The sequence below is a fragment of the Pseudofrankia sp. DC12 genome (genome assembly GCF_000966285.1).
GTDB lineage: Bacteria > Actinomycetota > Actinomycetes > Frankiales > Frankiaceae > Pseudofrankia.
In genome coordinates this window covers 5,383,414-5,407,879 of record NZ_KQ031391.1, presented here as the reverse complement: position 1 = coordinate 5,407,879, position 24,466 = coordinate 5,383,414, and the positions used below count along the sequence as shown (strand labels likewise).

Here is a 24,466-nt window from a genome sequence, read left to right as displayed (position 1 = left end):
GGTGCGGCCGCCAGCCAGCCGGCCGTGGTCCGGACGGTTCCCGCGGCGCCTGCCCGAGGTCATGGAACGTCAGCGGAACACCTCCCCTGATCGTGCCAAATCCGCCGCCCGCACACCACCCGCGCGGTGATCATCTTCCGGCGGCGGCCGGTCAGCGGCCCTCATAGTGCGGTGGCCGGCGCTCGAGGAAGGCGGTGACCGCCTCGTCCAGATCGTGGGAGGGCAGGAAGGCCGCGTTCCAGGTGGAGACGTAGCGCAACCCGGCGCCGACCGCACCGGCTCGGCCGGCGTCCAGAATCTCCTTCACCCCCTGGACGACCAGCGGCGGGTTCGCGGCGGCCGCGTCGGCGAACTCGTGCGCCGCGGCCAGGGCCGCGGCCTGGTCGGGCAGCACATCGTTGACCAGGCCGATCTTCTCGGCCCGGGCGGCGTCGATGTCCTTGCCGGTCAGGGCCAGCTCGCGCAGGTGGCCGTCTCCGATGATCGCCGGGAGCCGCTGGAGGCTGCCGAGGTCGGCGACGATCGCGACGCGCACCTCCCGGATGCTGAACCGGGCGTCCTGGCTGGCGAACCGGACGTCGCAGGCCGCCAGGAGGTCGACACCCCCACCGATGCACCAGCCCGAGACCGCCGCGGCGACCGGCTTGCGGCAGTCGGCCACCGTGTCGATGGCGCGCTGCAGGGCCCGGATGTTCCCGAGCATCGCGGTGCGGGCGCCGGCAAGCCCGCCGTCCCGCTCGCCGGCGCCGGTCAGCTCACCGAGCATCGAGGCCAGGTCGAGCCCGTAGCAGAAGTTCTTGCCGGAACCGGTCAGGACGACGGCCCGGACCGAGGGGTCCGCGTCCAGCGCGGCGAACACCACAGGGAGCTCCGCGAAGAACGCGGAGCCCATCGCGTTGCCCTTGCCGGGGCCGAGCATCGTCACCTGGGCGACCGGCCCGTCCGGCCCGCGCCGCTGGACCCGCAGCGCCTTGCCCGCCGCGACGGGATAGTCGGTGAGCTCGCCGACCGAGCCGTCGGTCGCGCGGTCGTCCGTCGTCGTCATCGCGGCGCCTCCCAGGTCCGTGGAACCCGCGACCGCGCCGCGTCGGGCCATGCCCGCCCGACGCCCACCCGGTCCGTGCCTACCGTCGCACAACCGCGCCGCCCGGGGCCTCCCCTCCCAGGCCGCCCACGCCCTCGACACACCGCCCGGGCTCACCTCGCCCACAAGCTCCACGCTCGACCTCGAGACAGATCTGCGGGCTGGGCCCACCAGGACCCAGCCCGCGACCCGACCGAGAAGACGGCCACCCGAGAGACCAACCGAGCCGGGAGCCCGACCAGCAGCGCAACTCGACCGAGGTAGCGACCAACGGTAGGGACCGGCCACAAGCTTCCAGGTCCGCGCCCGGCCAGCGTTGGGAGGGTGCTCGGCGCCCGACAGGCGGGGCCCCGCGGGCGCTCCGCGCCCGCGGGAGGCCTCGCCCTATTTCTTGTCCTCCTCGAAGTTGATGGTGACGTTCGTGTAGCCGAGGGCACCGAGCAGGCCACGCAGCATCCCGGCCGTGTTCTGCTTGCCCAGGTTGACCAGCTGACCGTCGGCGGAGGCGGCCGAGGTCATCTGCTGGGTGGCCTTGATGTAGACGTTCTTGTCGGAGCTCTGCCCGCCGAAGAAGTTGCCGATCCGGGTGAGCGCACCGCGCTGCCGGGCGACGACGTAGCTCTTCTGCAGGTCGAGGTTCGGTTTGCTCAGCGTCGGCGGTGGCAGCGTGATCGTCACGGACTTCCCGTCGGGAGAGACCTTGACCCGGCTCGCGTCGAGCCCCTTGAAGCTGACGACCGAGTCGACGGTGCCGACGCCGACGAAGAGCACCTGCTCCCCCGACAGCCAGGACGGGATGTACTTGGTGGAGCTCTGGGTGTCGACGACGACCTCGAAGTGCCCGCTGGCCGCGTGGTAGTCGTTGATCGTCTCTAGGGAACGCAGCACGGCAGGCTCACTGCGGTCGATGGTCTGGTGCTTGAAGGGGTTGTGCAGGAAGGAGGGCCGCCAGCCGACGACGAAGCTGATCGCGCCGACGGCGACCGCCAGCACGACCAACAGCGCCACGAGCCTGATCAGGCCCCCGAAGCCGGGCAGCTGCAGGCCGCGCCGGCCACCGCGGCCGGATGCGGCATCTGGGGTGGTGGGAGGCAGGGTGCCGGTGGACTTGGTGTCCCTCCGGCCGGACTCGTCGCTCATGGCGCGGAAAGTACCCAGAAACCCTGCTATCACGCAGGTCCGTCACCTGCAAGACAAACGGCGGGCTACAGGTTTGCCGAGATCCGGCCCGGCCACCCCCACCATTGGGCGAGCCGACGGCCCGAGCTGCCCGCACGAGGCCGCCCGGCCACCCGGGCCGCGGTGGCGCCGCTGCTCAGGCCTGTATCTGGCCGTCGCCGGACAGCGACAGTGCGATCGCGGTGCGGTCGTCGCTGGGCCGGCCCGGGGCGTGCCGGCGCACGGCGGCGAACACGTCGTCCAGCAGCTGTGCCGGGGTCCGCCCGCCGACCCGGACCAGCTCGTCGACCAGGCGGTGGCGCCCGAACAGCCGCCCTTCGTCGTCGCGGGCCTCGACGAGGCCGTCGGTGTAGACGAACAGCACGTCCCCCGGCCCGAGGCGCAGCCGGCCGGCCCGCCACGCCTCGGGCGCGGCGACCAGGCTGGACATCAGCGGTCCCGTCGACGCCAGCGGCTCCACCTCGCCCAGCCTGGCCAGCTCGTCGAGATCAGCCAGGTTGACCTCGCCGGCCAGGTCCTCGCAGCCGGTGCCGCCGAACTCGGCTCCGTCGAGGGCCGCGCCGTCGGTCGGCTCACGGTGCACCAGCCCGCGGGCGACGACCGCCCCAGGATCCAGGTCGCCACCGGGACCGCCGGGATCGCCCGGACGCTCCTCGACCGCCGCGAGGGCGAGGGCCGCGTGAGCGCCGGCGCGCGGTCGCGGCGGCCGGGCCGCCGTCCAGTCGGCCCGCAGCACCAGCGCGTCCGGATGGCCGGCGTTGGCGAAGACCACCTCACCGTCAAACGGGTCGATGAGCGCCACCAGCGCGGTCGCGAACGTCTCCCCGGTGTCACCGAGCGCCTCGACCACCCACTGCACCGCGGCCGCCGGCTCCATGCCACGGGTCAGCGCGGCGGTGAGCAGCTGCTTGAGCCGCAGCGCGAAGACACCGGAGGCCGCGCCGTGCCCGGCGACGTCGCCGACGACCACCGCCACCTGGCCTCCGGACAGCTCGATCGCGTCGAACCAGTCGCCAGCCAGTTCGCCCTCGGCCGGATCGACCCGGCCGAGCAGCTCCAGCCCGGCCGTGTCGCGCAGCGAGGACGGCGTGAGCGCGTCGCGCAGGGCGAGCACCGCCGGGCCCTCCTGGGCCAGCGCCTCCCACGACCGCTCGTTCTGGCGGACCAGGGTGACCAGCTGGGCCCGCATCGCCTCGACGTTGCCGGCCAGGTCGATGATCTCGCGGGGGCCGACGGCGGGGATGGTCGTGTCGTACCGGCCGGCGGCGACCGCGTTGACCGCCCACCGCAGCTCGTTGATCGGCACGAGCAGCCAGCGCCGCGACAGGATCAGCATCAGCGCGGACATCGCCAGCAGCACCGCGACGATCGTGCCGAAAGAGCTGAGCATGATGTCGCCGGAGCTCTGCACCCGGCCAGCCGCCTCGGCCTGCTCGGCGGTGATCGCGCCGTCGAGCTTCGTGACCGCCGCACGCAGGGCGACGAAGCGGTCCCGGCTGTCCGCGCCGAGCTCGAGAGCCTGGGCCTGCGCGGGCTGCCCGGCGTCCATCAGAGCGATCTCGGGGGTGACCGAGCCGGTCTGCCAGCGCTGGTGGGTCGCGTCGACGCGGTCGATCTGGGCGAGCAGCGTCGGGAAGTCACCCAGCCGCGCGCGCAGGTCCCGGCCGCGGGCCGCGATGTCGCCGAGCGCCTTCTGGTAGGGATCGAGCCGGTCGAGGTCGGCCGCCCCGCCACCGGAGGACGGCAGACCGTCGGACGAGACCGGGCCGGCGGAGGACATCAGGTAGCCGCGCAGCGCGTTGCGCTCGTCGACGTAGGCGGTCTGGAGCTGGGCCGTCAGGGTCTCGGCTGGGTCGAGCCGGTCGGCGCGCTCGGCGGCGGCGTGGTTGGCCCGTCCCGACGAGTACAACGTGAGCAGCAGCGTGGCCACGATCGCGAGGCCGGCGAGCCCGACGACCACCCAGATGCCGTGGCGCAGTCCCGTGGATTCACGCACGGTCTCACCCCTCCTGGCATCCGCGGGCCGCTACCCGCTGCGCAGGCGCCCGCTCGGCGCGGCCTTGCCGCCGTTGCGCGCGGCCGCTGTGGTCGGCTGTTGGGTCGTTCGCCCGCCTCTCACGCTGCCCGCCATCTGCCCGGGGCTGGCAGGTCCCGGCCAGGCGGGCTCTGGGGCCATTGTCGCCCGGCCACCTCACCGGGCCGTCGCCGGGCCGGCGCCATGACGCGCCGTCACGACTCTGGACGGTCTGGCAGCCGGTTGCTCCGCGTCGGTGCGCAGGCCACACCGGACCGTGCGACCCGGTACGGCCAACCCAACGGTGGGTAGGTCTCGACCACACCCACCCACCGTTACCAGTCGAGCGCTTCGTGTACCGATCGCCGGGACAACGACACCTCGCGGGAGGAAGCACGCCGATGACGCCGGGCGAGCGCAGGGACGTGGACCGGCGCGGAGACCTGGGCCGGCGCGGCCGCGGCCGGGCCGCCGAGGTCCGGGAGCCGAGCCGTTCGATCTTCCCGAACCTGGAGAACCTGCGGCTGCCGCACCCGGTTCACGGCCACCTGCACGTGCCGCACCTGCACCTGCCACACCGGGACCCGCACCGGGACCCGGCCGTGGGCGCCGCCCGCCGCCCGGACGCGGCGATCTGGACCCGTGGGCTGACCAAGTGTCACGATCACCGGGTCTCGGTCGACCACCTGGATCTCGACGTGCCGGTCGGCTCGTTGTCCGGTTTCGTCGGGCCCAACGGCGCCGGGAAGTCGACGACGCTGCGGATGCTGCTCGGGCTGGTCACCCCCACCGAGGGTGTGGGCTATGTGCTCGGCGAGCCGGTGAGCCATCCGGAGCGCTACCTGTCCCAGGTCGGCGCCATGATCGAGGGCCCGACCTTTCACCCCGGGCTGTCCGGCCGCCAGAACCTGCGCCAGCTGGCGTTGCTGCGCGGGGTCGACCGTCACCGGATCTACGAGGTGCTGCGGATGGTCCGGCTGACCGGCCGGGCCGGCGACCCGTTCGCGACCTACTCACTGGGCATGAAGCAGCGGCTCGGCATCGCCGCCGCGCTGCTTCCCGACCCGGAGCTGCTGATCCTCGACGAGCCGACGAACGGGCTGGACCCCGCGGGCATCCGGGAGATCCGCGCGCTGCTGCGTGAGCTGGCGGACGGCGGGATGACCGTCTTCGTCTCCAGCCACCTGCTCTCCGAGATCGAGCAGATCTGCGACCACGTCGTCATGATCCGTGGCGGGCGGCTGCTCTACCAGGGCCGGACGGGCGACCTGCTCGCGGTCGGGGACCCCCACATCCTGCTGTCCCCCGAATGCGGCGCCGACGCGCGCCGGCTGCTGCACGTGCTGGCCGGGTTCGGGGTACGCGCCGAGATCAGACTGGACGGGCCGCCGAAGGTGGCCGCCGGCTCCTGCGACCAGCGCACGCTCGTGGTCGCGCACGCGCCCGAACGGATGGCGGCCGACCTGAACCGGGCCGCCATGAACGCCGGCATCGCGCTGCGCGGGCTGCGCACCCACCGGCCCAGCCTGGAGGAGACCTTCCTGCGCGCCACCGGCGGCGCCGACGGGGATCTCGGCGCGACCGAGCAGGCGGCCGGGACCGGCCCCAGGGCGGACCCGGGGCGCGCCGCGGCCACCGGCGGCCAGGGGCCAGACCCGGCAGCACCGCGCTACTCATCCGAAGGCCGGCGGGCCGCGGCCGGGCGCCCGCGACGGCGCTGGGCCCGCCCGCAGGCGGCCGAGCCGTACCCACACGACGGCGACCCCACCGGACCGGGCGCGACCCGCCGGACCGGGGCCGGTCGGCTCTGGGGAGGTCACTGATGTTCCGCGCATTCCTGGCCGAATGGCCACAGCTGCTGCGGCGGCGGTTCGTCGTCGGCACGTTCGGCGCGACGGCGGCCATCGCCGCGCTCGGCGCCGTGCTGACCTTCGTCGCCAGCGACGGGCGTGCGATCTACGGCGAGACGCCACGGGCCGCCGAGCTGGGCCGGCCCGCTGGCCTGGTTCAGGGGCTGAACGCCATCAGCATCCTGCTCGGCGTCGTCGGGCTGTGCGTGGTCGCCGCGGCGCTGGCCGGCGACTACAGCCGCGGAACCCTGCGCAACCAGCTCGTCGCCCAGCCGCGTCGGCTCCGGCTCCTGCTCGGCAAATGCCTGGCGCTGGGGGCGTTCCTCGCGCTGGTGGTGCTCGCCGCCGCCGCCGTCAGCGTCGCGCTGTCGTTCGCGCTCGCGCCGATCAAGAACGTGCCGACAGGGGCCTGGAGCTCGCTCGCCGGGCTGGGCGAGCTCGGCAAGGCGGTGCTCAACAACGTGTTGAACGCCTGGGGGTTCGGCGTCCTCGGCGCGCTCGCCGCGATCGTGTTCCGGTCACCGGCGGCCGCGATCTCGGTCGGGGTCGCCTACGTCCTGCCCATTGAGATCATCGTCAGCGGTATCTGGCGGCCCGCCGAGAGCTGGCTGCCCGGCCAGCTGCTCCAGGACATCGCCAACGGTGGCTACGGCTACGCCACCGCGTACGCGGACGCGGGCCTGCGGGTCCTGTGCTACGGCGCCGTCGCGGTCCTCATCACCGCGCTGCTCTTCCGCTACCGGGACGTGACCTCCTGAGAGCGGGAGACACCTGCGGGACGGCCGTCCGTCACACCACCAGGGAGCCGTCAGCCGACGCGACGACGACCTCGCCGCCGGGGCCGCGGTCCTGGCGGACCAGTCCGGCCCGGATCGGGGCGGCGAGCAGCCTCGACGGCGCCGCGCGCAGGACCGCGTCGCCGGAAATGATCGCGAACCCGGTCGACACTCCGTCGACCTCGTCGGTCTCCACCCCGCGGACCGCGGACTCTGAGCCGCAGGGTGCCGGACGTCGTGTCCCGCCGGTCGCCGCCGCGTTCACGGTTCCCGCCTTCCCCGACAGGTCAGTGAATCCAATCGGTCCATGGGCTTCCCGGCAGACGCGCCCGCCGTGCCCGTGAGCCCAGCGGGGCCAGCCACGGCGTCGGCGGGCCGCAGCGCCCGCAGGAGTGGCACCAGCATCCACGGGAGCATGGCCCGCGCCACTCAGCGCGGCCGAGGTGGCCCCGCCCCCCCTGGCCCAGGCGCCGCCGGAGCGGCCGCCGGCCGGGCGTGGCGTCCTGGCCGGGCCCGTCACGTCAGGGCTGGCGGCGGGCGGCTGGCCCGGTCCTAGCGGTCCTGAGGGCGTCGCGCGGGCCGCTCCACCCGGGTGATGACGTCCATGGCCAGGCCGGGGCGACGCGTCGGCCGCTCCACCAGGCCGTTGGAGGCTGGCCGGTGCAGCGGGCCGGCCGCCGCCTGGCCAGCCCGACCTCGTGGGCCGAGGCGAATCCGTTCAGCTCGCCGCGTGGCCGGACGCGCCGCGGCGGCTCGGGTGCGGCGAGGCCAGCGTGCCGGACCGCCCGGCGGACGTTGCGGCGGGCCCGGACCACGTCGGCCAGCATCGCCGGGGTGTGCCGCAGGGCGTTGAACGTTCCGTGTGGCTGCTCGGTCCAGCGCACCGGCACCTCGGCGATCCGGTAGCCGAGCGACCGGGCGACGGCCAGCACCTCGATGTCGAACGCGAAGCCGGCGACCTGCGAAAGGCCGAAGATGATCTCCGCTTCGGTGTGCCGGAAAGCTTTGAATCCGCACTGGGTGTCGGCCAGATCGAGCGGGATGAACATCCGGGTGATCTGGTGGAACACCCAGCTGCCAAATCGGCGCCTGGCGGAACGGTCGGCGCACCCGCCGAGCCGGCGCGAACCGAGCGCCACCTCGGCGTGCTCCAGCGCCGCCAGCAGCGCCGGCAGGTCTGCTACGTCGGAAGCGAGGTCAGCGTCCATGAAGACGATCGCCTCGCCCGCGGCGGCGGCCACGCCCGCGCGGACCGCGGCGCCCTTTCCCCGGTTGCGAGGAAGCCTGATTACCTGGCTGTTTGGCACGTCGCGCAGCAGGTCAGCCGCTATCCGTGCCGTGTCGTCGAGACTGCCGTCATCGACGATGATCACCTCGGCGGCGTGAAGATGAAAGCGCCGTAAGGCCGCCACAAGTACAGGTAGCGATGACGGTAGCCGGCGGCTCTCGTTGAACGCCGGGATGACAACGCTTACTGGTACTCGGTCCAAGTCCAGACCCACGCCGCAGACCCCCTCAGCGACAGTTGCCCGTCGGCCGTAAACGGTTGACCTTTGTCATCATTCGGGAGGAGTCGACTATCGCACAGGACGCCCCACGTGTCGCACTTTGTCTGGGAAGCTAACGATCCGCGCAGATCGTTGAACCTTCATCGAGAAGCGCACGGGCGAAAACCCGCTGGTCCAGGCATTGACACGGGACGCGGTACGACTGGCACGCACCATCACCGCCCGCAAGAGATCCCAACCCCGCGGCACCCCGAGTCGACCGAGCGCGCAGGCAAGGCCACGAACCGCCGCGCGGCCGCCGTACCAGCGCGGCTCCCGTCGGCGGTGTGGTCCTAGGCGGAGGCGGGGCCGGGCGTCTCCATCGCCGGGGCCGCCGGGCCGGGCCGGCGCCCAGACGCCGGCGCCGCGGGGGCCAGCTCGGCGAACACGACCCGGGAGCCGCTCGTCGGCCGGCGCCGCGCGACCGTCCTGTCGTAACCGGCGGAGCCAGCCCGGCCGGCCTCCGGCTCGGCCGACGCGGCGGATCCAGCCACGCCCGACGGCCGCGCCGCCCCGGTGAGGTCACGGTCCGCCGGCCGCGCGGAGCCGTCCACAGCGCGGTCGCCCGCCGCGGCGAAGTGCCGGCGGTCCAGGCGGTACACCAACGCGCCCGCGACGGCCGCGGTGAACGCCTGGCAGCCGAGGCCCGCGGCGGCGGTCCGCCCGATGTCGCCGTTCGCGAGCGTCAGCACGGCCGCGGTCAGCGGCGTGCAGCAGGCGAGCGCCCAGACGATCTTGCGGTAGCCGGCGCCGAGCAGGTAGGTGGCGAACATCAGGCTGGCCGCCAGGTACGTCATCGCGAGGGCCAGCACCCACAGGTCGGGCGCGGCCCCGGCCAGCTTCGGGCCGAACACGAGCGAGAGGATCAGGTGGCCCGCCACCGCGCCGACCGCGGCCAGGAACAGGCCGGGCGTCACCACGCAGACCAGCGCCATCGTGAGCGCCCGCCCAGCGGGCAGGCCCTCCTTGCGCCGGCGGGCCGCCTCCGGGAGCAGGAAGTTCGCCACAGCCAGGCCGATGAACACCGGGACCTTGCAGGCTGTGGAGATCGCCGCGTAGCTGCCCACCCCGTCGGGGTTACGCCACCCGACGATCACGATGTCCATGTTCTGCAGCAGTGCGAGCGGCACCAGGGTGGCCAGCGCGACCGACGCCTCGGCGATCAGGCTGTCCCGGGTCCGCCGCGGGGCCGCCGCCGGCGGCATCATCGGGATCGGGCCGGTGGCGGTCGGGGTCGGTGTGACCACGTCGTCGCCACCGCGCAGCCGCGCGCGCGCGGACGGCGACCGACGGATCAGCGACGGGGTGCGGGCGACGGCCAGCCGGGCGTGCTCCCCGCCGGCCAGGCAGCCGAGCGCGAGCCCGATCCCCGCGCCGTTGACCCCCAGGCCCGCGGCGACCAGGACGACGACGCAGGTGATCCGGAAGGCCGACTCGAAGACCAGGTTGCGTGCCAGCGCCGGGTAGTTGCCCCTGGCCTGCAGCAGGCCGCGCTCGACGCAGAGCCCCACCCAGATCGCGGCCGCGATGGCCGCCTCGGCGATCGCCAGCGGATGTGGGTAGGACAGCAGGAGGGAGACCGGTTCGCACAGGGCGAGCGCGAGCAGTGAGGCCAGCACGACCCCCGCCAGGGTCACGTTGCGCAGCCGCCGAATCCAGATCCGCCGCTCACGACGGGTGTCGCCGATTTCGGCCGACTCGCGGTGCACGGTCGCGGTCAGCACGGAGTTGCCGACCACCGACAGGATCATGAAGATGCTCGTCTGGACGCCCACGGCGCCGTAGCCGGCCGGGTCCAGCGCGCGGGCCAGGACCAGGTTCATCACCAGGTTGAAGCCGTTGGTCACGGTTCCGGCCGCGGCGAGTGCCATCGGGCCACGCAACAGTTCCGCGACGAGATCCCGCCGCATCACCACCGCGAGTCCCATGGACCGCCTCCGCGTCGTGTCGCCGCCGGCCGTACTGGCCGTGGACCCGGGCAATCGTATGACCCCGGGCGGATGGGATATTCCTCGGCTAGGTTGGCCGGGCACTCCCCGCGCGCCCGGCGCCCGCACCGCCGACCACGAAGGCGAGGACCGCCCCCGTGCCCTCATCAGCGCCCGCCACCACCGGCCAGGCCGGCGGTGCGGCCGCGCGGCGCGCCCTGGAGGCGCTCGCGGGCCGGCATGTCGTCTTCCTGAACTGGCGGGACCTCGACCATCCGCAGTCCGGCGGCGCCGAGCTGTTCTGCCAGTCGGTGGCCGCCCAGTTCGCGGCCGGCGGTGTCGAGGTGACCCTGCTGACCGCCCGCCCGCGCGGCCTGCCGGCGACGGCGACCGTCGACGGCGTGACCGTGCGCCGCGGTGGTGGCACGTTCGGCGTCTACCCGGCGACGCTCGCACGGCTGGCGAGGCTCGCCCGGTCCGGCCGCGGGGTGGACGCGGTGGTCGACTGTCAGAACGGCATCCCGTTCTTCAGCCCGCTCGTCCTGCCCGGCCGGACGCCGGTGGTGCAGGTGCTCCACCACGTGCACCAGAAGCAGTTCCCGCTCTACTTCCCCGGCCCGGTGGCGCGGGCGGGCCAGCTGCTGGAGAAGCCGGGGAGCCGCCTGGTGTACCGCCGGCGCCCGGTCGCGGTCGTCTCGCCCTCCACCCGGGACGAGGCCCGCTCGGTGCTGGGCCTGCCCGGGCCGCGTTTCCTGGTGCCCAACGGGGTGACCACCTCCCCCACCGCCGGCTCCGCGGCCGGCGGCCGGGCCGTTGTCCCGACCATCGTGTGCGTCGGCCGGCTGGTGCCCCACAAGCGGATGCACCTGCTGATCGAGGCGATCCCGACGCTGGCCGCGCGCCACCCCGGCCTGGTGGTGCACTTCATCGGCGACGGCCCCGACCGCGAGCGGCTGGCCACGCGGGCCGCCGAGCTGGGGGTCTCGCAGGGCGGCCCGGCGACCGGCGCGGCGCTGCGCTGGCACGGCCACGTCGACGCGGCCACCCGGGACGCGGTGCTGGCGTCGGCCTGGCTGACCGTCAACCCGTCGCACGGCGAGGGCTGGGGCCTGTCCGTGCTGGAGGCGGGGGCGCTGGGGGTGCCCGCGGTCGCGTTCCGGGTTCCCGGGCTGCGCGACGCCGTCCGGGACGGCGAGACCGGCTGGCTCGTGGACTCCCCCGACCAGTTCGGCGCCGTCGTCGACGCGGCCCTGACCGAGCTGAGCGACCCCGCCCGCGCGGGGGCGTGGCGGGCGGCGGCCAGCCACTGGGCGGGCGGGTTCACCTGGGAAACGAGCGCGGCCCTGCTCGCGACGGTCCTGGCCGGCGAGCTGACCAGGGCGGGCCGGCGCGACCGCCGCCGGCTCGACGACGCCGTCACCCGGGTCTGGTTCCCGCTCGCCCCCGACGACCCGCCGCCCCCGCTGCGCGGCACCGACCTGCTGTACCGGACCAGGCCGGTCACCGCCGGCGCCCTCCAGGCTGCCGGAGCCGAACCTGGCCGGTTCGAGCCCGGCGGTGCGCCCGAGCCGGGCACCGACGAGCCTGGCGCCGTCGCGCTGCTCTACGGCGCGTCACAGGCGGCCGCCCGGACCGCGCTCGCGCGGCTCGGCATCGCGGCGAGCACGGCGCGGATGCGGCCGGCCAGCGGAGCGGACCTGCTCGTCGGCACCGGACGCGCCTGGGCAACGGACAGCCCGGGCCTCGCCGCCCGGCCGGTGGTCCCAACATCACCAACCACGCGGGCCGGCCGCGACACGCGCTGACGCGGACGCCGACGCGGACGCGCGGACTCAGGCCGAGCGCGCTGGCTCAGGACCGAAGCCCGGGTTCGGTCCTGAGCCCGGCTCGGGCCTGAACGCGGCTCAGGCCGAGCTGGACGGGCGGGCGTGCGCGGCGTCCTCGGCCGCGGAGGACCTGAGTGGGCTGCCCGAGCTGGTCGGTGCCGGCTGCGGATGGCCCCGGTCAAGCGGGATGACGTCGGCACCAGCCGCGTCATCCGAGCGCCGGGCGGCACCGGACCTCGTGCCGTCCGGCTGGCCCGCGCCCAGCGTCACCGGTCGGCCAGCCTGATGGAGGTACCGCCGCGCCCGAGCCAGGTCCACGATCATGGACGGCGTGTGCCGGATGACGCTGAACGTGCCACCCGGCTCCTCCGACCAGCGCACCGGCACCTCGACGATCCGATACCCCATCGCCGTGGCCATGGCCAGCACCTCGACGTCGAAGCCGAAGCCGCTGGCCCGTGACAGGCTGAACAACAGCTTGGCCTCGGCGCGCCGGAAGGCCTTGAAGCCGCACTGGGTGTCCGCCAGGTCGATGGCGGTGAACGACCGGGTCAGGTGGTTGAACGCCCAGCTGCCCAGCTGGCGGATGTAGGGGCGGGAGGCGCCCGCGCCGACGCGCCGCGACCCGATCGCGACCTCGGCGTCCGACAGGGCGGCCAGCAGCAACGGCAGGTCGTTGACGTCCGAGGCCAGGTCGGCGTCGGTGAACACGATCGCCTCACCCGTCGCGGCGGCCACGCCGGCCCGGATGGCCGTGCCCTTCCCGCTGTTCCAGGGAAGCCGGATCACCTGGCCGGCCGGCAGGTCGCGCAGCAGCCTGGTCGCGATCCCCGCCGTGTCGTCCGCGCTGCCGTCATCGACGACGATCACCTCGGCGCCCGGGAACTCGCGCAACGCGGCGACCAGGGCCGGGAGCGAGAATGGAAGCCGGCGCGCCTCGTTGAAGGCCGGAACCACAACGCTGACGGGAACCCTCCGCACGCCTCACCCCCAGCATCGCAAGAGATTCGCAACGCCCGCTCAGCCGTCAGCAAAGCGGGATCAACCAGCCGAACAACCCTGAAACATCACTAGCTCGGCATAGCGGGCTGCATGGCAGGGTACCCGTCGGCGCCATGACGCTCGACCGAAGGTCCATCGAACGCACCTGTGTTGCGAGACTGTTGATCTGTAACCTTTCGTCACTGTCAGCGGCGGAGACGCGCGGAGTGTCGAGTACGAAGGAGGAACCGCGTTGCCGGGTAGGCGGCCCGGTGGACAATGCGATCACCGAGGTGCCGGCGACCGGCACCCGTTGGGAGGGAGGCGACGACCGTGACCGGTCTCGGGCAGCACGGGCCCGACGGCGTGACCGGGCCCGGCCAGCCGCCCGAGAGCCCAGCGAGCCCTGAGGGCACGGCGGGCCGGGCGCCGCCACGACCCGCCCGTGACAGGCCCGGCGACGACACCAGCGGACAGGGGGGGCCGGCCCGACCAGCCGCCACCCGGTGGCCCCGGTCCGCGGAGACCGGCGACGGCGCGCTGCGCGGCCTGGTCGACGGCGGGCGCAGCAAGATCAGCCTCAGCTCCGCGATGCGGGCGCGCGACGTCGCCCGCCCCGACGCCGACGACCTGGCCGAGGCCGACCGCCTGATAGCCGAACGGATCGCCGCGGACCGGGCCAGGGCGGCCCGGCCGCCCGGCCGGCGGGCCCCGGCCATGTGGAAGCGCGCGCCACTGCCCGCGCCGCCGCCCGGCCCAGCCGACGAGACGGGCCAGGGCCGGGCCTGAACGTCAGCCCGGCTGCTCAGACGGCCGGCGGAGCGGGCGCGCCGACCGGCACCGGCGGCAGCTCGCCGGTCCGCTCGTAGCCGGTCAGCATCCGCAGCCGGCGGGTGTGCCTGGACTCGTCGGAGAACGGCGTGTCCAGGAACACCTGCGCGAAGCCGATCGCCTCGGACACCTCGTGCATCCGGGCGCCAAGGCTGAGCACGTTCGCGTCGTTGTGCTGGCGGCCGAGGCGGGCGGTCTCCTCGCTCCAGGCCAGCGCGGCCCGGACACCGTCAACCTTGTTGGCCGCGATGGCCTCGCCGTTGCCGGAGCCGCCGATGACGATGCCGAGGCTGCCCGGCTCGGCTGCGACGGCGGCCGCGGCCGCCATGACGAACGGCGGGTAGTCATCGTCGGGGTCGTAGTCGATGGGGCCGTGGTCGACCGGAGTGTGGCCGAGCTCGGCCAGCCGCTCGACGAGGGCGGCCTTCAGGTGATAGCCGGCGTGGTCAGAACCGAGATGGACGCGCACGACGAGTCATCATGCCCGCCCCGCCGCCAGAACGCGCAGCGCGTCCCCACCGCGTCGCACCAGAAAGCGGAGATCGCGTAAGGTGCCGGCCCTGGAACGGGCACAGTGCCGTCTTCCAGCGCCACCCCGATTTCGCGTTGGGAGGGCGCCCCAGCGGCCCGGACCTCCCAGATCGCCGACCTCCCAGATCGACTCCGTCGATCCGGCAGGAACCCTGCCGTCGATCCGGCAGGAACCCTGCCGTCGATCCGGCAGGAACCCTGCCGTCGATCCGGCAGGAACCCCGAGGCAGAGCGCCCCGCGGGCGCTCAGCGCCCGTTCGGGGCGAGCGCCAGGTTGTCGAAGGACGGACCGACGTCGCGGCTGCGCTTGAGCTCGTAGAAACCGGGCGTCTGGACGACGAGCAGGAAACCGTCCCAGAGCTTGCCCGCGGCCTCACCGGTCGGCGCCGGCGTGATCACCGGGCCGAACAGCGCGGTCTCGCCGACGGCGATCACCGGAGTGCCCACGTCCATCCCGACGCGGCCGATGCCGTCGGCGTGGCTCGCGCGCACGGCGTCGTCGAACTCGGTGGACTCGGCCGCGGCCGCGAGCTCGGTCGGAAGGCCGACCTCGGCCAGCGCCGCCTCGAGGACATCTCGGCTCCACTCGGCCTTGTCGATGTGCCGGCGGCGCCCGAGCACGGTGTAGAGCGGGCCGAGCACCTCGTCGCCGTGCGCGGCGGCCGCCGCGACAGCGACCCGGACCGGGCCCCACATCTTCGGGATCATCGCCTTGTACTGCTCAGGGATGTCATCCCGGCCGCTGTTGAGCACCGCGAGGCTCATCACGTGCCAGCGGACCTCGACGGCGCGGACCTTCTGGACCTCCAGCATCCACCGGGAGGTCAGGAACGCCCACGGACAGCTCGGGTCGAACCAGAAGTCCGCGACCACCGGTACCGCCGCGGCGGTCGTCCCGCTCTCGGCGGCTGGCTCCGGCCCGGTCCTGGCAGCTGACACAGTCACTTGTCTCTCCGTTCGCCCGGCCCGCGCAGGAAGGCGCGAGGCAACCGCCCCGACACCGCGGGGAGGCCCGAGCGGGCCGCGCGACCGTCGGTCCCGTGTCCCGGACGCTAGACCGCGTCGGGCGCCCCGACCGGGTCAACCTCCGGCTCGGGCGGCGCCTTCCCGCTGGCGGCGAGATAACTGGCCACCCTGTTGATCACCGCGACGGTCGGCACGGCGGCGATCGCGCCCGGGATGCCGGCGAGCACGGCACCGGCCGACAGCGAGATCACGATCGCCAGCGGGTGCAGGTTCACCGCGCGGCGCATCACCATCGGGTGCATGACATGCCCCTCGAACTGCTGCACGACGAGAACCACGCACAGCACGATGATCGCCGGGATGAGCCCCTTGGCGACCAGCGTGACCAGCACGGCCGCGGTGCCCGCCACCGTCGCGCCGACGATCGGGATGAAACCGCCGAAGAAGGTCACCAGCGCCAGCGGTGCCACCAGCGGTGTCCCGACGACGACCAGACCGATCGAGATGCCGAGCGCGTCGGTGAACGCGATGAGCACGGTGCCCCGGATGTAGCCGGTCAGCGTCGCCCAGGCCACCCGGCCGGCGCCCCGGACCCGCTCCTCCGCGGCCGGCGGGAACCTGGTCACGATCCAGTTCCAGATGCCGGCGCCGTCGTAGATGAAGAAGAAGGTCGCGAACACCGTCACCAGGAGGCTCGCGAGCACCTCGACCAGCACCGAGGCCGTCGTGATCACTCCCGACACGACCTTGCCCCGGTTCGCGGTGAGCGAGTGCTGGACGCTGTCGATCAGGTCCGTGATCTGCTTCTGGGAAAGGTGGAGCGGTCCGGTCGTCAGGTAGTTCCTGACCTGGGTGATGCCGTTGTTGACCTGGTCGATGACGGTCGGCAGCTCGCTGGCCGCATTGAAGCCCACGCCGACGGCGATGCCGCCCAGGACGATGAAGAAGGTAAACAACGCGATGAAGGCCGACGCGAGCCGGGGCACGCCGACCCGCTGCAGGCGGTGCGCGATCGGCACGATCAAGGCGCTGATCAGCAGCCCGGCGACGACCGGGATCACGATGGACCTGATCCGGCCGATCGCGATCACCACGACGTAGATGGCCGCGCCCACGACCAGCAGCCGCCACGACCAGCCGGCACTGACCCGTAACGCGACTGGGACCGCCCGCTCGGCCCGCTCGTGCGGCGAGGCCGCGATCACCGCGGCAGGCCGCTCCGCCGTCCGCGGCTTCACCGGCTCGCTGGGCGGGGGTGCCGTCGCGGCGGCGGCCTCGGCCTCCCTCGCGGCGGCGAGCCTGGCCGCCCCTCGCTCGGCCAGCCGGGCGATGCGTCGCGGCGGGCTGCCCGGGCCGTCGTGGCGTGCCTTCGTCCGCCCGCTGCTGTGCGACGGGACGTCCGCCGCGCCCGCGCCGGCCTCCGGGGCGTCCGGCGCCGACGCGCCGGCGGTCCCCCCGCGCGTGACCCGTCTCACCAGGCGCCCTCCCTCAGCCTCCGGGCCGCTCGCCCAGGCATCGCGATCAGACTCTTCTAGACGTCACATCCGGCCGGGTCTGTACCCAATTCGCCGAGTATCCAACGCGCTGGGCGGCCGGGCCTCATCGCGGGGTATCGCGGGGTACGCCGACGACGTGACCGGCCAGCCGGACACGCGGCCCCGAGACTACGCGAGTTGGTCACCTCTGCCGGCGGGAGGACACGACAGGTGCCCGACAGTCCGGCGCGCCCCGGCCGACCCGGCGCGTTTTCGCGTTCGCAACGGCCCGGGAACGCGCGCGCGGCCCGATCGCCCACGCAGCGTGGAAGACTGGCGGAAGTGGTTCTTCCGTCGCGGCAGCAGCCGCGCGGCCGTGACGGACCGCCGTCCAGTCCCGCGGCGCACCGCCGTCCGGTCCCGCGGCGCCCTGGCGGCCGCGCCGGACACCGCGGCTGTCTCGCGAGGGTGGTCTGAGTCCCGAGAGGATCCGAGTGCCGAACAACCTCACCCGCGACGAGGCGCGCGAACGCGCCCGCCTGCTAAACGTCTCCTCCTACGACGTCGAGCTCGACCTGACGACCGGTCACGAGACCTTCCTCTCGACGACCACCGTCACGTTCACCGCGACCGAGCCGGGCGCGACGACCTTCATCGAGCTCGCCGCGCCGACGGTGCGCGAGATCGCGCTCAACGGCGTCGTGCTCGACCCGGCGGAGGTGTTCGACGGCGACCGGATCACGCTGCCGACCGTGGCGGAGGCGAACCGGCTCACGGTGCTCGCCGACTGCGCGTACTCCCGCACCGGCGAGGGCCTGCACCGGTTCGTCGACCCGGTCGACGAGGCGGTGTACCTCTACACCCAGTTCGAGACGTATGACGCGCACCGGATGTACGCCTGCTTCGACCAGCCCGACCTCAAGGCGACCTTCACTCTGAGCGTCACCGCCCCGGCGGACTGGAAGGTCATCTCGAACAGCGCGGTCGCCGCGGTCGCGGACGCGGCGATCGGCGTGCGGGTCACCCGGTTCCTGCCGACCCCGGTGATGTCGACCTACATCACCGCGCTTGTCGCCGGCCCGTACCACGAGGTCCGCGACTCCCACGACGGGATCGACCTCGGGCTGTACTGCCGCGGCTCGCTCGCCGAGTTCCTCGACCCGGCCGAGCTGTTCGAGATCACCAAGCAGGGCTTCGACTTCTACCACAGGGTGTTCGACTACCGGTACCCGTTCGGCAAGTACGACCAGCTGTTCGTGCCCGAGTTCAACGCCGGGGCGATGGAGAACGCCGGCTGCGTCACGTACCTGGAGGACTACGTCTTCCGGGCCAAGGTGACCGAGGCCCGCCGGGAGCGCCGGGCCGAGACGATCCTGCACGAGATGGCGCACATGTGGTTCGGCGACCTGGTCACCATGCGCTGGTGGGACGACCTGTGGCTGAACGAGTCGTTCGCGACCTACGTCTCGGTGCTCGCGCAGGTCACCTCGACCCGGTTCACCAACGGCTGGACGACCTTCGCCAACGCCGAGAAGGGCTGGGCGTACCGGCAGGACCAGCTGTCCTCGACGCACCCGATCGTCGCGGACGCCGTCGACATGGACGCGGTGCGCACCAACTTCGACGGCATCACCTACGCCAAGGGCGCTTCAGTGCTCAAGCAACTGGTGAGCTGGGTCGGCCAGGAGGAGTTCCTCTCCGGCCTGCGCACCTACTTCCGCGCCTACGAGTACGGCAACACGACGCTGCGCGACCTGCTCGACGAGCTGGAGAAGGCGAGCGGCCGTGAGCTCACCGGCTGGTCGAAGGACTGGCTGGAGACGACGGGCGTCAACACGCTGCGGCCGCGGTTCGAGACCGACTCCTCCGGGCTGTTCACCGCGTTCGACGTGGTGCAGGAGCCGGCCGCGCACCCGCCGACGGCCTCCCAGACCCTGCGGCCGCACCGGATCGCGATCGGCCTCTACGACCGGGACGCCAAGGGCGACCTGGTCCGCCGGGAGCGGGTCGAGCTCGACGTCGTCGGCGCACTGACCGAGGTCACCAAGCTGGTCGGGGCGCGCCGGCCCGAGCTGCTGCTGGTCAACGACGACGACCTGTCGTTCGCCAAGATCCGGCTGGACGACCGGTCGCTGGCCACGCTGATCTCCGGCATCGGCAGGGTCCGGGCGTCGCTGCCCCGCACGCTGTGCTGGGCGGCCGCGTGGGACATGACCCGGGACGCGGAGCTCGCGGCCCGCGACTACGTCCAGCTCGTGCTCTCCGGCGTCGACGCCGAGGACGACATCGGCGTGGTGCAGACGCTGCTCGCCCGCGCCGCGCTGACCCTGGACAGCTACGGCGACCCGGCGAACCGGTCGGCCGCACTGCGCGCGCTCACCGAGCGGGCCGAGGCGCTGATGCGGGCGGCGGCGCCCGGCAGCGACCTGCAGCTGGTGTTCGCCACCACCTTCGCCCAGGCCGAGGAGGCCGACCAGGTCGAGAAGATCAAGGCGATCTTCGAGGGCCGCGACGTCATCGAGGGGCTGGCGCTGGACACCGAGCTGCGCTGGACGCTGCTCACCCAGCTCGTCGCCCGCGGCGTCTACGGCGACACCGAGATCGACGCCGAGCTGGCCCGGGACGCCACCGCCGCCGGCGAGAAGCGGGCGGCCACGGCGCGCAGCGCCCGGCCGACCGCCGAGGCCAAGGCCGCCGCCTGGGCGGCCGTGATGGAGTCCGACGCGCTCTCCAACCACCTGGCGGTCGCCACGATGGGCGGCTTCTGGGTGGCGAGCCAGCGCGAGCTGACCCGGCCGTACGTCGACCGGTACTTCGCCGAGGTGGCGGAGATCTGGAAGACCCGCAGCTTCGACACCGCCCAGACGATCACCCAGATGCTCTTCCCGGACGGGGTGATCGAGACCTCGACGCTGGACAAGGTGGACGCCTACCTGGCGAACGAGGACCCGGCGCCGCCACTGCGCCGCGCGCTGACCGAGGGCCGTGACGGCCTGGTCCGGGCGCTCGCCGCCCGGGCGAAGGACGCCACGGCCGGCCAGGCCGCCGGCTGACGGCGGCCACCGGCCGCGACCGTGGGGCCGGGCCGGCTGTGGCGAGTCGCCACGGCCCGGCCCGGCCTCTGCCGTTGGAAGCCGCGCCGAACGCCTGGCGCCCGTACGTCCGCCGGAGCCTGGCGACCGCCGCCTACCTCGCGGCTCCAACCGCGACCACCATCCGCCGTTCGCGCGCTCCGTCAGGTCGTCGATCAGGCGGCCAGCCGGCGAGGCACCAGCCACAGGCGGCGACAACGGTGGCCGCGAGCGACGCCGCGGCGCAGAGCCACCAGCCCGCGTGGAAGACGCCGACGACCGTCCGCAGTGACGGCGAGCCGATGACGGCGATCAGGATGGCGACGCCGAGGACGCTGCCGATCTGGCGGGCCATGTTCACCACCGCGCTGCCCGTCGCGAACCGGTCCGCCGGCAGCACGGACGTCGCCGCGGAGGTCAGGGTCGGCAGCGCCAGCCCGACCCCGATCCCGACGACCACCAGACCGGGGAGCATGACGGTCGCGTAGTCGTGGGCCAGTCCGATCCGCGACGCCCACCACACCGGGCCGGCGGCGAAGGCCAGCGTGCCGACGGCCGCGACCGGGCCGGCGCCGAACCGGCCGACCAGCCGGCCGGTCAGTGCCAGCGCCACCGGCGGCACCATCGCCGGCCCAGGCGCGAGGGCGAGCCCCTCCAGCAGCGGCGACCAGCCCCAGACGGCGTCCAGGTACGTCACGATCGACAGCAGCATCGCCGCGAACGCCACGCTGAACAGCAGCAGGCACGCCTCAAGGAGACAGCGTGCCTGAAGCAGACAGCGCGCCTGAAGCAGACAGCGCGCCTGAGTCAGACAGCGCTGATCGGGGTGGCCCGGCCCAGGCGCGCGGTCCCCGCGGCGGGCGCCACCGGACCAGCGGCGCTCTGTGGGGCCAGGCCCGCACCGGTCGACTCCTCGGCGGGACGAACGGCCTCGCCGGAGGTGTCACGCCGGCTCGGCGGACGGCCCGGCCGGCCCGCGGCGTCCGCGAGCTGGCGCAGGCCGCTGACCAGACCACCGACGAGATCACCGACGGCGAAGCTGGATGTCATCGACAGCGTCGCGAACGAGGCCGCGGCGTCGGAGATCCGCCGGCGGGCGGTCGGGGTCGTCACGACCCGGACGAACCGCTGCCCCGGCGAAACGAGAACGAGGACGTGGTCACCTGACTGATGGCCACCGGCAACCTCGGTGAGAATCCGCGCGGCCGCGGCCTCCGGGTCGCCGGAGACCGCGCCGACGCGGACGTGAAAGCGGATACCGGTCTGCTGCTCGGCGAGCAGCCTGGCCCGGTTCAGCCGGTCGAGCTGGTCCTGGCGGAACGCCTCACCACTTGCCACTGGCTCCACCGGAACCCGGTGTCGCCGTGCCGGCGGTCTCCTTCGACGAGTCAGCCGCGTCCTGCTCCGCGGACTCGCCGCCGAGCCAGATCGAGTCGTGCTGCCACGGCTGCCCCGGGCGGTAGCGCTCGGAGCTCTTGCGGCCCGACAGCGCGGTGAGGATCAGCGCGAGGAGGAAGCCACCGACGATGGTGCCGCCGTAGATCAGCCAGGTGTCCAGCGGCGACAGCGGGTCCGGGTTGTACTTCGTCCCGATCTGCCCCGTGTCCGCGAGGGCCGCGGCGGAGAAGAGCGGCACGGCGAGGGCGGTCAGCACGGCCAGCGTCGCGGCCCGACGAGCGCCACGGCGCACGGGCCTGGTCCTGGCAACAGCTGACACGGGCCCGTTCATGGCCCCGATTGACACGGGCCCGTTCATGGCCCCGATTGACACGGGCCCGTTCATGGCCCCGATTGACACGGGCCCGTTCATGGCCCCGATTGACGCAGGACGGCGAGTCACGGTTTCGAAGACTACCGGCATCGGCCTGACCACGAGACACCACGGTTACCCATGTGGTGCACAGGACTGGATACCGGCCCGTGCCGCTCGGCCGCGCCGGCACGCAGGCGTCTTCGCGGCCCCGGAGCCGCGCCCTCCAGGCCGGTCCGCCCGGCCAGCCGGGTCGTCGGTCAGGGGTTGGCGGCGGGCCCGCCAGGCCGCCCGCCCGCCTCGGCGAGGACGGCGACGAGGCGGGCGACGCGCTCGTCGGCCATGAGCTCCTCCAGGGTCACCTGGCGCCCGTCGGCGTCCCGGACCGGGAGGCGCCAGTTCGGGTAGCTGTCCACCGTGCTCGGCAGGTTCGGCTGGTGGCGGTCGCCGACGGCGTCGCCCGGCGCGGCCAGGATGATCCGCGCCGGGGTGGCGACCAGCAGGCGGTGCATCCCGAGCGCGGCCGCCCGGACCACCTCGGGTGCCAGCTCGTCCGCGGTCTCCGGCCCCGCCGCCGGCCCGAGCAGCCCGTGGGCCCGCAGGTGGGCGAGCAGGCCGGCCCTGCTCGCGCGCCACTCGGCCGTCTCCCGCGCGACCGGCCGGGCCAGCAGCCCACGCTCGGCGCGGGCACGGATGTGCTCGCCCAGCAGGAATCCCGCGGCGGTCGGCAGGTCGTGGGTCGTGACGCTGGCCATCGTCCGAGCCCGCCACGCGGCCGGCGGCACCGGGACACCGTCGGCGTCGTTCTCGAACCACAGCACGGAGGAGCCGAGGACGCCGAGGTCGGCCAGCGTCGTGGCGACCGTCGGCTCCACCGTGCCGAGGTCCTCGCCAACGATCAGAGCGCCGGCCTTCGCCGCCTCCAACGCGAGCACACCCAGCATCGCCTCGGCGTCGTAGCGGACATACGTGCCGTTCGCGGCGCCGGCGCCCCCCGGAATCCACCACAGCCGGAACAGGCCGAGGATGTGGTCCACCCGCAGCCCGCCGCCGCGGCCCAGCACCGCGGCGATCATGCGGCGCAGCGGCGCGTAGCCCGTCTCGGCGAGCCGGTCCGGCCGCCACGGTGGCAGCCCCCAGTCCTGGCCCTGCTGGTTGAACAGGTCCGGTGGAGCGCCGATGCTCACCCCGACGGCGTACGCGTCCCGGTCCGCCCAGGTGTCCGCGCCGGCGGGGTCGACGCCGACGGCCAGGTCGTGGATGATGCCGACCCGCATCCCGGCGGCCCGGGCGGCCGCCTGGGCCGCGGCCACCTGCTGCTCGGCCCGGGCCTGCAGCCAGCGGTGGAACGCGACGCGGTCGGCCAACTCGGCGCGCGCGGCGGCGAGGGCACCCGGCTCACGGTCGCGCAACGCGGCCGGCCAGACCCGCCAGTCGGGGCCGTGCCGCTCGGCGAGCGCGCACCAGAGCGCGAACTCGGCCACCTCGTCCCCGGCCGCACCCGCCGCGTCCGCCGGCTGCGGCGACCGGGCGAACAGCACCTCAAGGGCCGCGAGCTTGGCTGCCCAGACGCTGTCCCGGTCGATCAGCTCGCCGAACTCGTCGGCGCCGCCCCCAGGTCCACCGGTGGCGAGGTGGGCCTTGCGCGCGGCGGCGGCATGGGCGTCGACGGCCGCGCGGGTCGCCGGGCCGGCGGCGGAGTACTCGGGGGTGTCCTCTGGGCGCAGGTAGAGCGGCGAGAGGAACCGCCGGCTCGCCGGGTAGTAGGGCGACGGCTGGACCGGCAGCGTCGGTGCCGCGGCGTGCAGCGGGTTGACGAGCAGCACGTCGGCGCGCCCCCCGGCGGCCGAGCCGGACCAGGCCGCGAGCGTCGCGAGGTCGGCGTAGTCGCCCATCCCCCAGGAGCCGGCCGAGCGCAGGGCATACAGCTGGACCATCCAGCCCCACATCCGGTCGCCCCGACGGCTGTCGTCGCCAGGCGTCGACGCGGCGACGGCGGGCGAGCCGGCACCGGCCCGGCCTGGTCCAGCGGCGTCGTGAGCCGGCTCGGGCACCCGGTCGGGGACGGCGACGACCTGCGTCGTCGCCTCCAGACCGCCGGCGCGCACGCGCAGGAAGTGGTCCCCGAGCGGCAGCCCGCCGGGAAGCCGCGCGGGCCGGGCGACGAGCTGGGCTCCGTCGAGCTCCCGTCGCTCCTGCTCGGGGCCGACGGCGACCGCGAGGACCCTGCCGTCGGCCAGCGCCAGCTCGCAGCGGACGGCCTCAGGATCGAGCCCGGCCGGCAGCCGCAGCGTGACGGCGGCCGGGGCCGAGGCCTTCACGACGACGCTCGGCGGCGCCAGCCGCCGCCACGGCGCCGCCTGCGCGGCCGCCAGCGCCGCGACCGGATCGGCCGTGTCGACGCCCATCAGCTCCAGCACCCGGCGTACGGCGTCGACCGGGACGGCGACCGGCTGGTCCCGGGCGTCGAGGTAGCCGGTCGTGACGCCGTACGCCGCGGCGAGCCGCGCCAGCGCCGCACCGCCGTCACCGAACGGCTCGGCCTGGCCTGTCGCGGTGGCCGCCTGCCGCGAGCCGGGGCCGTCCGGGGCGATGGCGGCCGGGTCGGCCCGGTCGGCTGGGGGCACGGCAGGCTGGCGTTCGTCGGGGGTCATCCC

Annotated in this window: 19 protein-coding genes; 5 read left to right on the top strand and 14 right to left on the bottom strand. The window is 74.1% G+C overall.

All coding sequences use genetic code 11. The features are described from left to right. Nucleotides 1-151 precede the first annotated feature (151 nt). The 3 genes from FRADC12_RS21730 to FRADC12_RS21720 all read right to left on the bottom strand — a co-directional run bounded on the left by FRADC12_RS21730 (nucleotide 152) and on the right by FRADC12_RS21720 (nucleotide 4,259). The gene (locus FRADC12_RS21730; protein WP_084011394.1) at nucleotides 152-1,045 is read right to left on the bottom strand and encodes a crotonase/enoyl-CoA hydratase family protein; all 894 of its coding nucleotides are present in this window, start codon (nucleotides 1,043-1,045) and stop codon (nucleotides 152-154) included. Nucleotides 1,046-1,468: 423 nt separating this feature from the next. Then, nucleotides 1,469-2,224, bottom strand: a complete 756-nt coding sequence (locus tag FRADC12_RS21725; protein WP_045878027.1) for a DUF4230 domain-containing protein — start codon at nucleotides 2,222-2,224, stop codon at nucleotides 1,469-1,471. A gap of 175 nt (nucleotides 2,225-2,399) precedes the next feature. Beyond that, nucleotides 2,400-4,259: a PP2C family protein-serine/threonine phosphatase gene (locus tag FRADC12_RS21720; protein WP_045878026.1), complete on the bottom strand. Its 1,860-nt coding sequence runs from the start codon at nucleotides 4,257-4,259 to the stop codon at nucleotides 2,400-2,402. Nucleotides 4,260-4,678: 419 nt separating this feature from the next. Here FRADC12_RS21720 and FRADC12_RS21715 point away from each other — a divergent pair, with 419 nt between their 5' ends. Continuing rightward, a complete protein-coding gene (locus tag FRADC12_RS21715; RefSeq protein ID WP_045878025.1) occupies nucleotides 4,679-6,100 on the top strand; it encodes an ABC transporter ATP-binding protein in 1,422 nt (473 codons plus the stop codon). Continuing rightward, nucleotides 6,100-6,885 (top strand): ABC transporter permease subunit, encoded by a 786-nt coding sequence (locus FRADC12_RS21710; protein ID WP_045878024.1) that lies wholly within the window; start codon nucleotides 6,100-6,102, stop codon nucleotides 6,883-6,885. Before FRADC12_RS21715 ends, FRADC12_RS21710 begins: the two co-directional genes overlap by 1 nt. A gap of 31 nt (nucleotides 6,886-6,916) precedes the next feature. Here FRADC12_RS21710 and FRADC12_RS21705 read toward each other — a convergent pair whose 3' ends face one another. The 3 genes from FRADC12_RS21705 to FRADC12_RS21695 all read right to left on the bottom strand — a co-directional run bounded on the left by FRADC12_RS21705 (nucleotide 6,917) and on the right by FRADC12_RS21695 (nucleotide 10,378). Then, nucleotides 6,917-7,168: a hypothetical protein gene (locus tag FRADC12_RS21705; RefSeq protein WP_198152998.1), complete on the bottom strand. Its 252-nt coding sequence runs from the start codon at nucleotides 7,166-7,168 to the stop codon at nucleotides 6,917-6,919. Nucleotides 7,169-7,424: 256 nt separating this feature from the next. Then, the gene (locus tag FRADC12_RS21700) at nucleotides 7,425-8,405 is read right to left on the bottom strand and encodes a glycosyltransferase (protein ID WP_232303952.1); all 981 of its coding nucleotides are present in this window, start codon (nucleotides 8,403-8,405) and stop codon (nucleotides 7,425-7,427) included. A 338-nt stretch (nucleotides 8,406-8,743) separates the two neighbouring features. Continuing rightward, complete coding sequence (locus FRADC12_RS21695; RefSeq protein ID WP_045878022.1) at nucleotides 8,744-10,378, bottom strand: lipopolysaccharide biosynthesis protein; 1,635 nt, start codon at nucleotides 10,376-10,378, stop codon at nucleotides 8,744-8,746. A 158-nt stretch (nucleotides 10,379-10,536) separates the two neighbouring features. Between FRADC12_RS21695 and FRADC12_RS21690 the strand changes: the two genes are divergently transcribed. Beyond that, nucleotides 10,537-12,183: a glycosyltransferase family 4 protein gene (locus tag FRADC12_RS21690; protein WP_045878021.1), complete on the top strand. Its 1,647-nt coding sequence runs from the start codon at nucleotides 10,537-10,539 to the stop codon at nucleotides 12,181-12,183. A 99-nt stretch (nucleotides 12,184-12,282) separates the two neighbouring features. On the opposite strand, the gene FRADC12_RS21685 is transcribed toward FRADC12_RS21690, so the two are convergent. Next, nucleotides 12,283-13,185: a dolichyl-phosphate beta-glucosyltransferase gene (locus FRADC12_RS21685; protein WP_045878020.1), complete on the bottom strand. Its 903-nt coding sequence runs from the start codon at nucleotides 13,183-13,185 to the stop codon at nucleotides 12,283-12,285. A gap of 333 nt (nucleotides 13,186-13,518) precedes the next feature. Here FRADC12_RS21685 and FRADC12_RS31625 point away from each other — a divergent pair, with 333 nt between their 5' ends. After that, nucleotides 13,519-13,974: a hypothetical protein gene (locus FRADC12_RS31625; RefSeq protein ID WP_052711073.1), complete on the top strand. Its 456-nt coding sequence runs from the start codon at nucleotides 13,519-13,521 to the stop codon at nucleotides 13,972-13,974. A 16-nt stretch (nucleotides 13,975-13,990) separates the two neighbouring features. Here the strand turns inward: FRADC12_RS31625 and FRADC12_RS21675 are convergent, their stop codons facing one another. The 3 genes from FRADC12_RS21675 to FRADC12_RS21665 all read right to left on the bottom strand — a co-directional run bounded on the left by FRADC12_RS21675 (nucleotide 13,991) and on the right by FRADC12_RS21665 (nucleotide 16,991). After that, nucleotides 13,991-14,485, bottom strand: a complete 495-nt coding sequence (locus FRADC12_RS21675; protein WP_045878019.1) for a ribose-5-phosphate isomerase — start codon at nucleotides 14,483-14,485, stop codon at nucleotides 13,991-13,993. A gap of 308 nt (nucleotides 14,486-14,793) precedes the next feature. Next, a complete protein-coding gene (locus FRADC12_RS21670) occupies nucleotides 14,794-15,492 on the bottom strand; it encodes a mycothiol-dependent nitroreductase Rv2466c family protein (RefSeq protein WP_045878018.1) in 699 nt (232 codons plus the stop codon). 107 nt (nucleotides 15,493-15,599) lie between these two features. Beyond that, on the bottom strand, nucleotides 15,600-16,991 hold the full coding sequence (locus tag FRADC12_RS21665; RefSeq protein ID WP_502685318.1) for an AI-2E family transporter: 1,392 nt from the start codon (nucleotides 16,989-16,991) through the stop codon (nucleotides 15,600-15,602). 491 nt (nucleotides 16,992-17,482) lie between these two features. Here FRADC12_RS21665 and pepN point away from each other — a divergent pair, with 491 nt between their 5' ends. Then, on the top strand, nucleotides 17,483-20,041 hold the full coding sequence (pepN, locus tag FRADC12_RS21660; RefSeq protein ID WP_045878017.1) for an aminopeptidase N: 2,559 nt from the start codon (nucleotides 17,483-17,485) through the stop codon (nucleotides 20,039-20,041). Nucleotides 20,042-20,174: 133 nt separating this feature from the next. Here the strand turns inward: pepN and FRADC12_RS21655 are convergent, their stop codons facing one another. From FRADC12_RS21655 to malQ, 4 genes are all read right to left on the bottom strand, one after another. Beyond that, nucleotides 20,175-20,786, bottom strand: a complete 612-nt coding sequence (locus tag FRADC12_RS21655) for an MFS transporter (protein ID WP_052711072.1) — start codon at nucleotides 20,784-20,786, stop codon at nucleotides 20,175-20,177. A gap of 80 nt (nucleotides 20,787-20,866) precedes the next feature. Further along, on the bottom strand, nucleotides 20,867-21,397 hold the full coding sequence (locus FRADC12_RS21650; RefSeq protein WP_045878016.1) for a DUF5130 family protein: 531 nt from the start codon (nucleotides 21,395-21,397) through the stop codon (nucleotides 20,867-20,869). Continuing rightward, nucleotides 21,384-21,776, bottom strand: coding sequence for a hypothetical protein (locus FRADC12_RS21645; RefSeq protein WP_232303950.1), 393 nt, complete (start codon nucleotides 21,774-21,776; stop codon nucleotides 21,384-21,386). The genes FRADC12_RS21650 and FRADC12_RS21645 overlap by 14 nt, the downstream gene beginning before the upstream one ends. A 293-nt stretch (nucleotides 21,777-22,069) precedes the next feature. After that, nucleotides 22,070-24,463 carry a 4-alpha-glucanotransferase gene (gene malQ / locus FRADC12_RS21640; protein WP_045879996.1) on the bottom strand — a complete coding sequence of 798 codons (2,394 nt, stop codon included), beginning with the start codon at nucleotides 24,461-24,463 and terminating at the stop codon, nucleotides 22,070-22,072. Between the last annotated feature and the right edge of the window lie 3 nt (nucleotides 24,464-24,466).

Bases quoted from the DNA above. Each gene is read 5' to 3' on its own strand.
- FRADC12_RS21730 (WP_084011394.1), bottom strand. From the start codon at position 1,045: ATGACGACGACGGACGACCGCGCGACCGACGGCTCGGTCGGCGAGCTC.
- FRADC12_RS21725 (WP_045878027.1), bottom strand. From the start codon at position 2,224: ATGAGCGACGAGTCCGGCCGGAGGGACACCAAGTCCACCGGCACCCTG.
- FRADC12_RS21715 (WP_045878025.1), top strand. From the start codon at position 4,679: ATGACGCCGGGCGAGCGCAGGGACGTGGACCGGCGCGGAGACCTGGGC.
- FRADC12_RS21710 (WP_045878024.1), top strand. From the start codon at position 6,100: ATGTTCCGCGCATTCCTGGCCGAATGGCCACAGCTGCTGCGGCGGCGG.
- FRADC12_RS21695 (WP_045878022.1), bottom strand. From the start codon at position 10,378: ATGGGACTCGCGGTGGTGATGCGGCGGGATCTCGTCGCGGAACTGTTG.
- malQ (WP_045879996.1), bottom strand. From the start codon at position 24,463: ATGACCCCCGACGAACGCCAGCCTGCCGTGCCCCCAGCCGACCGGGCC.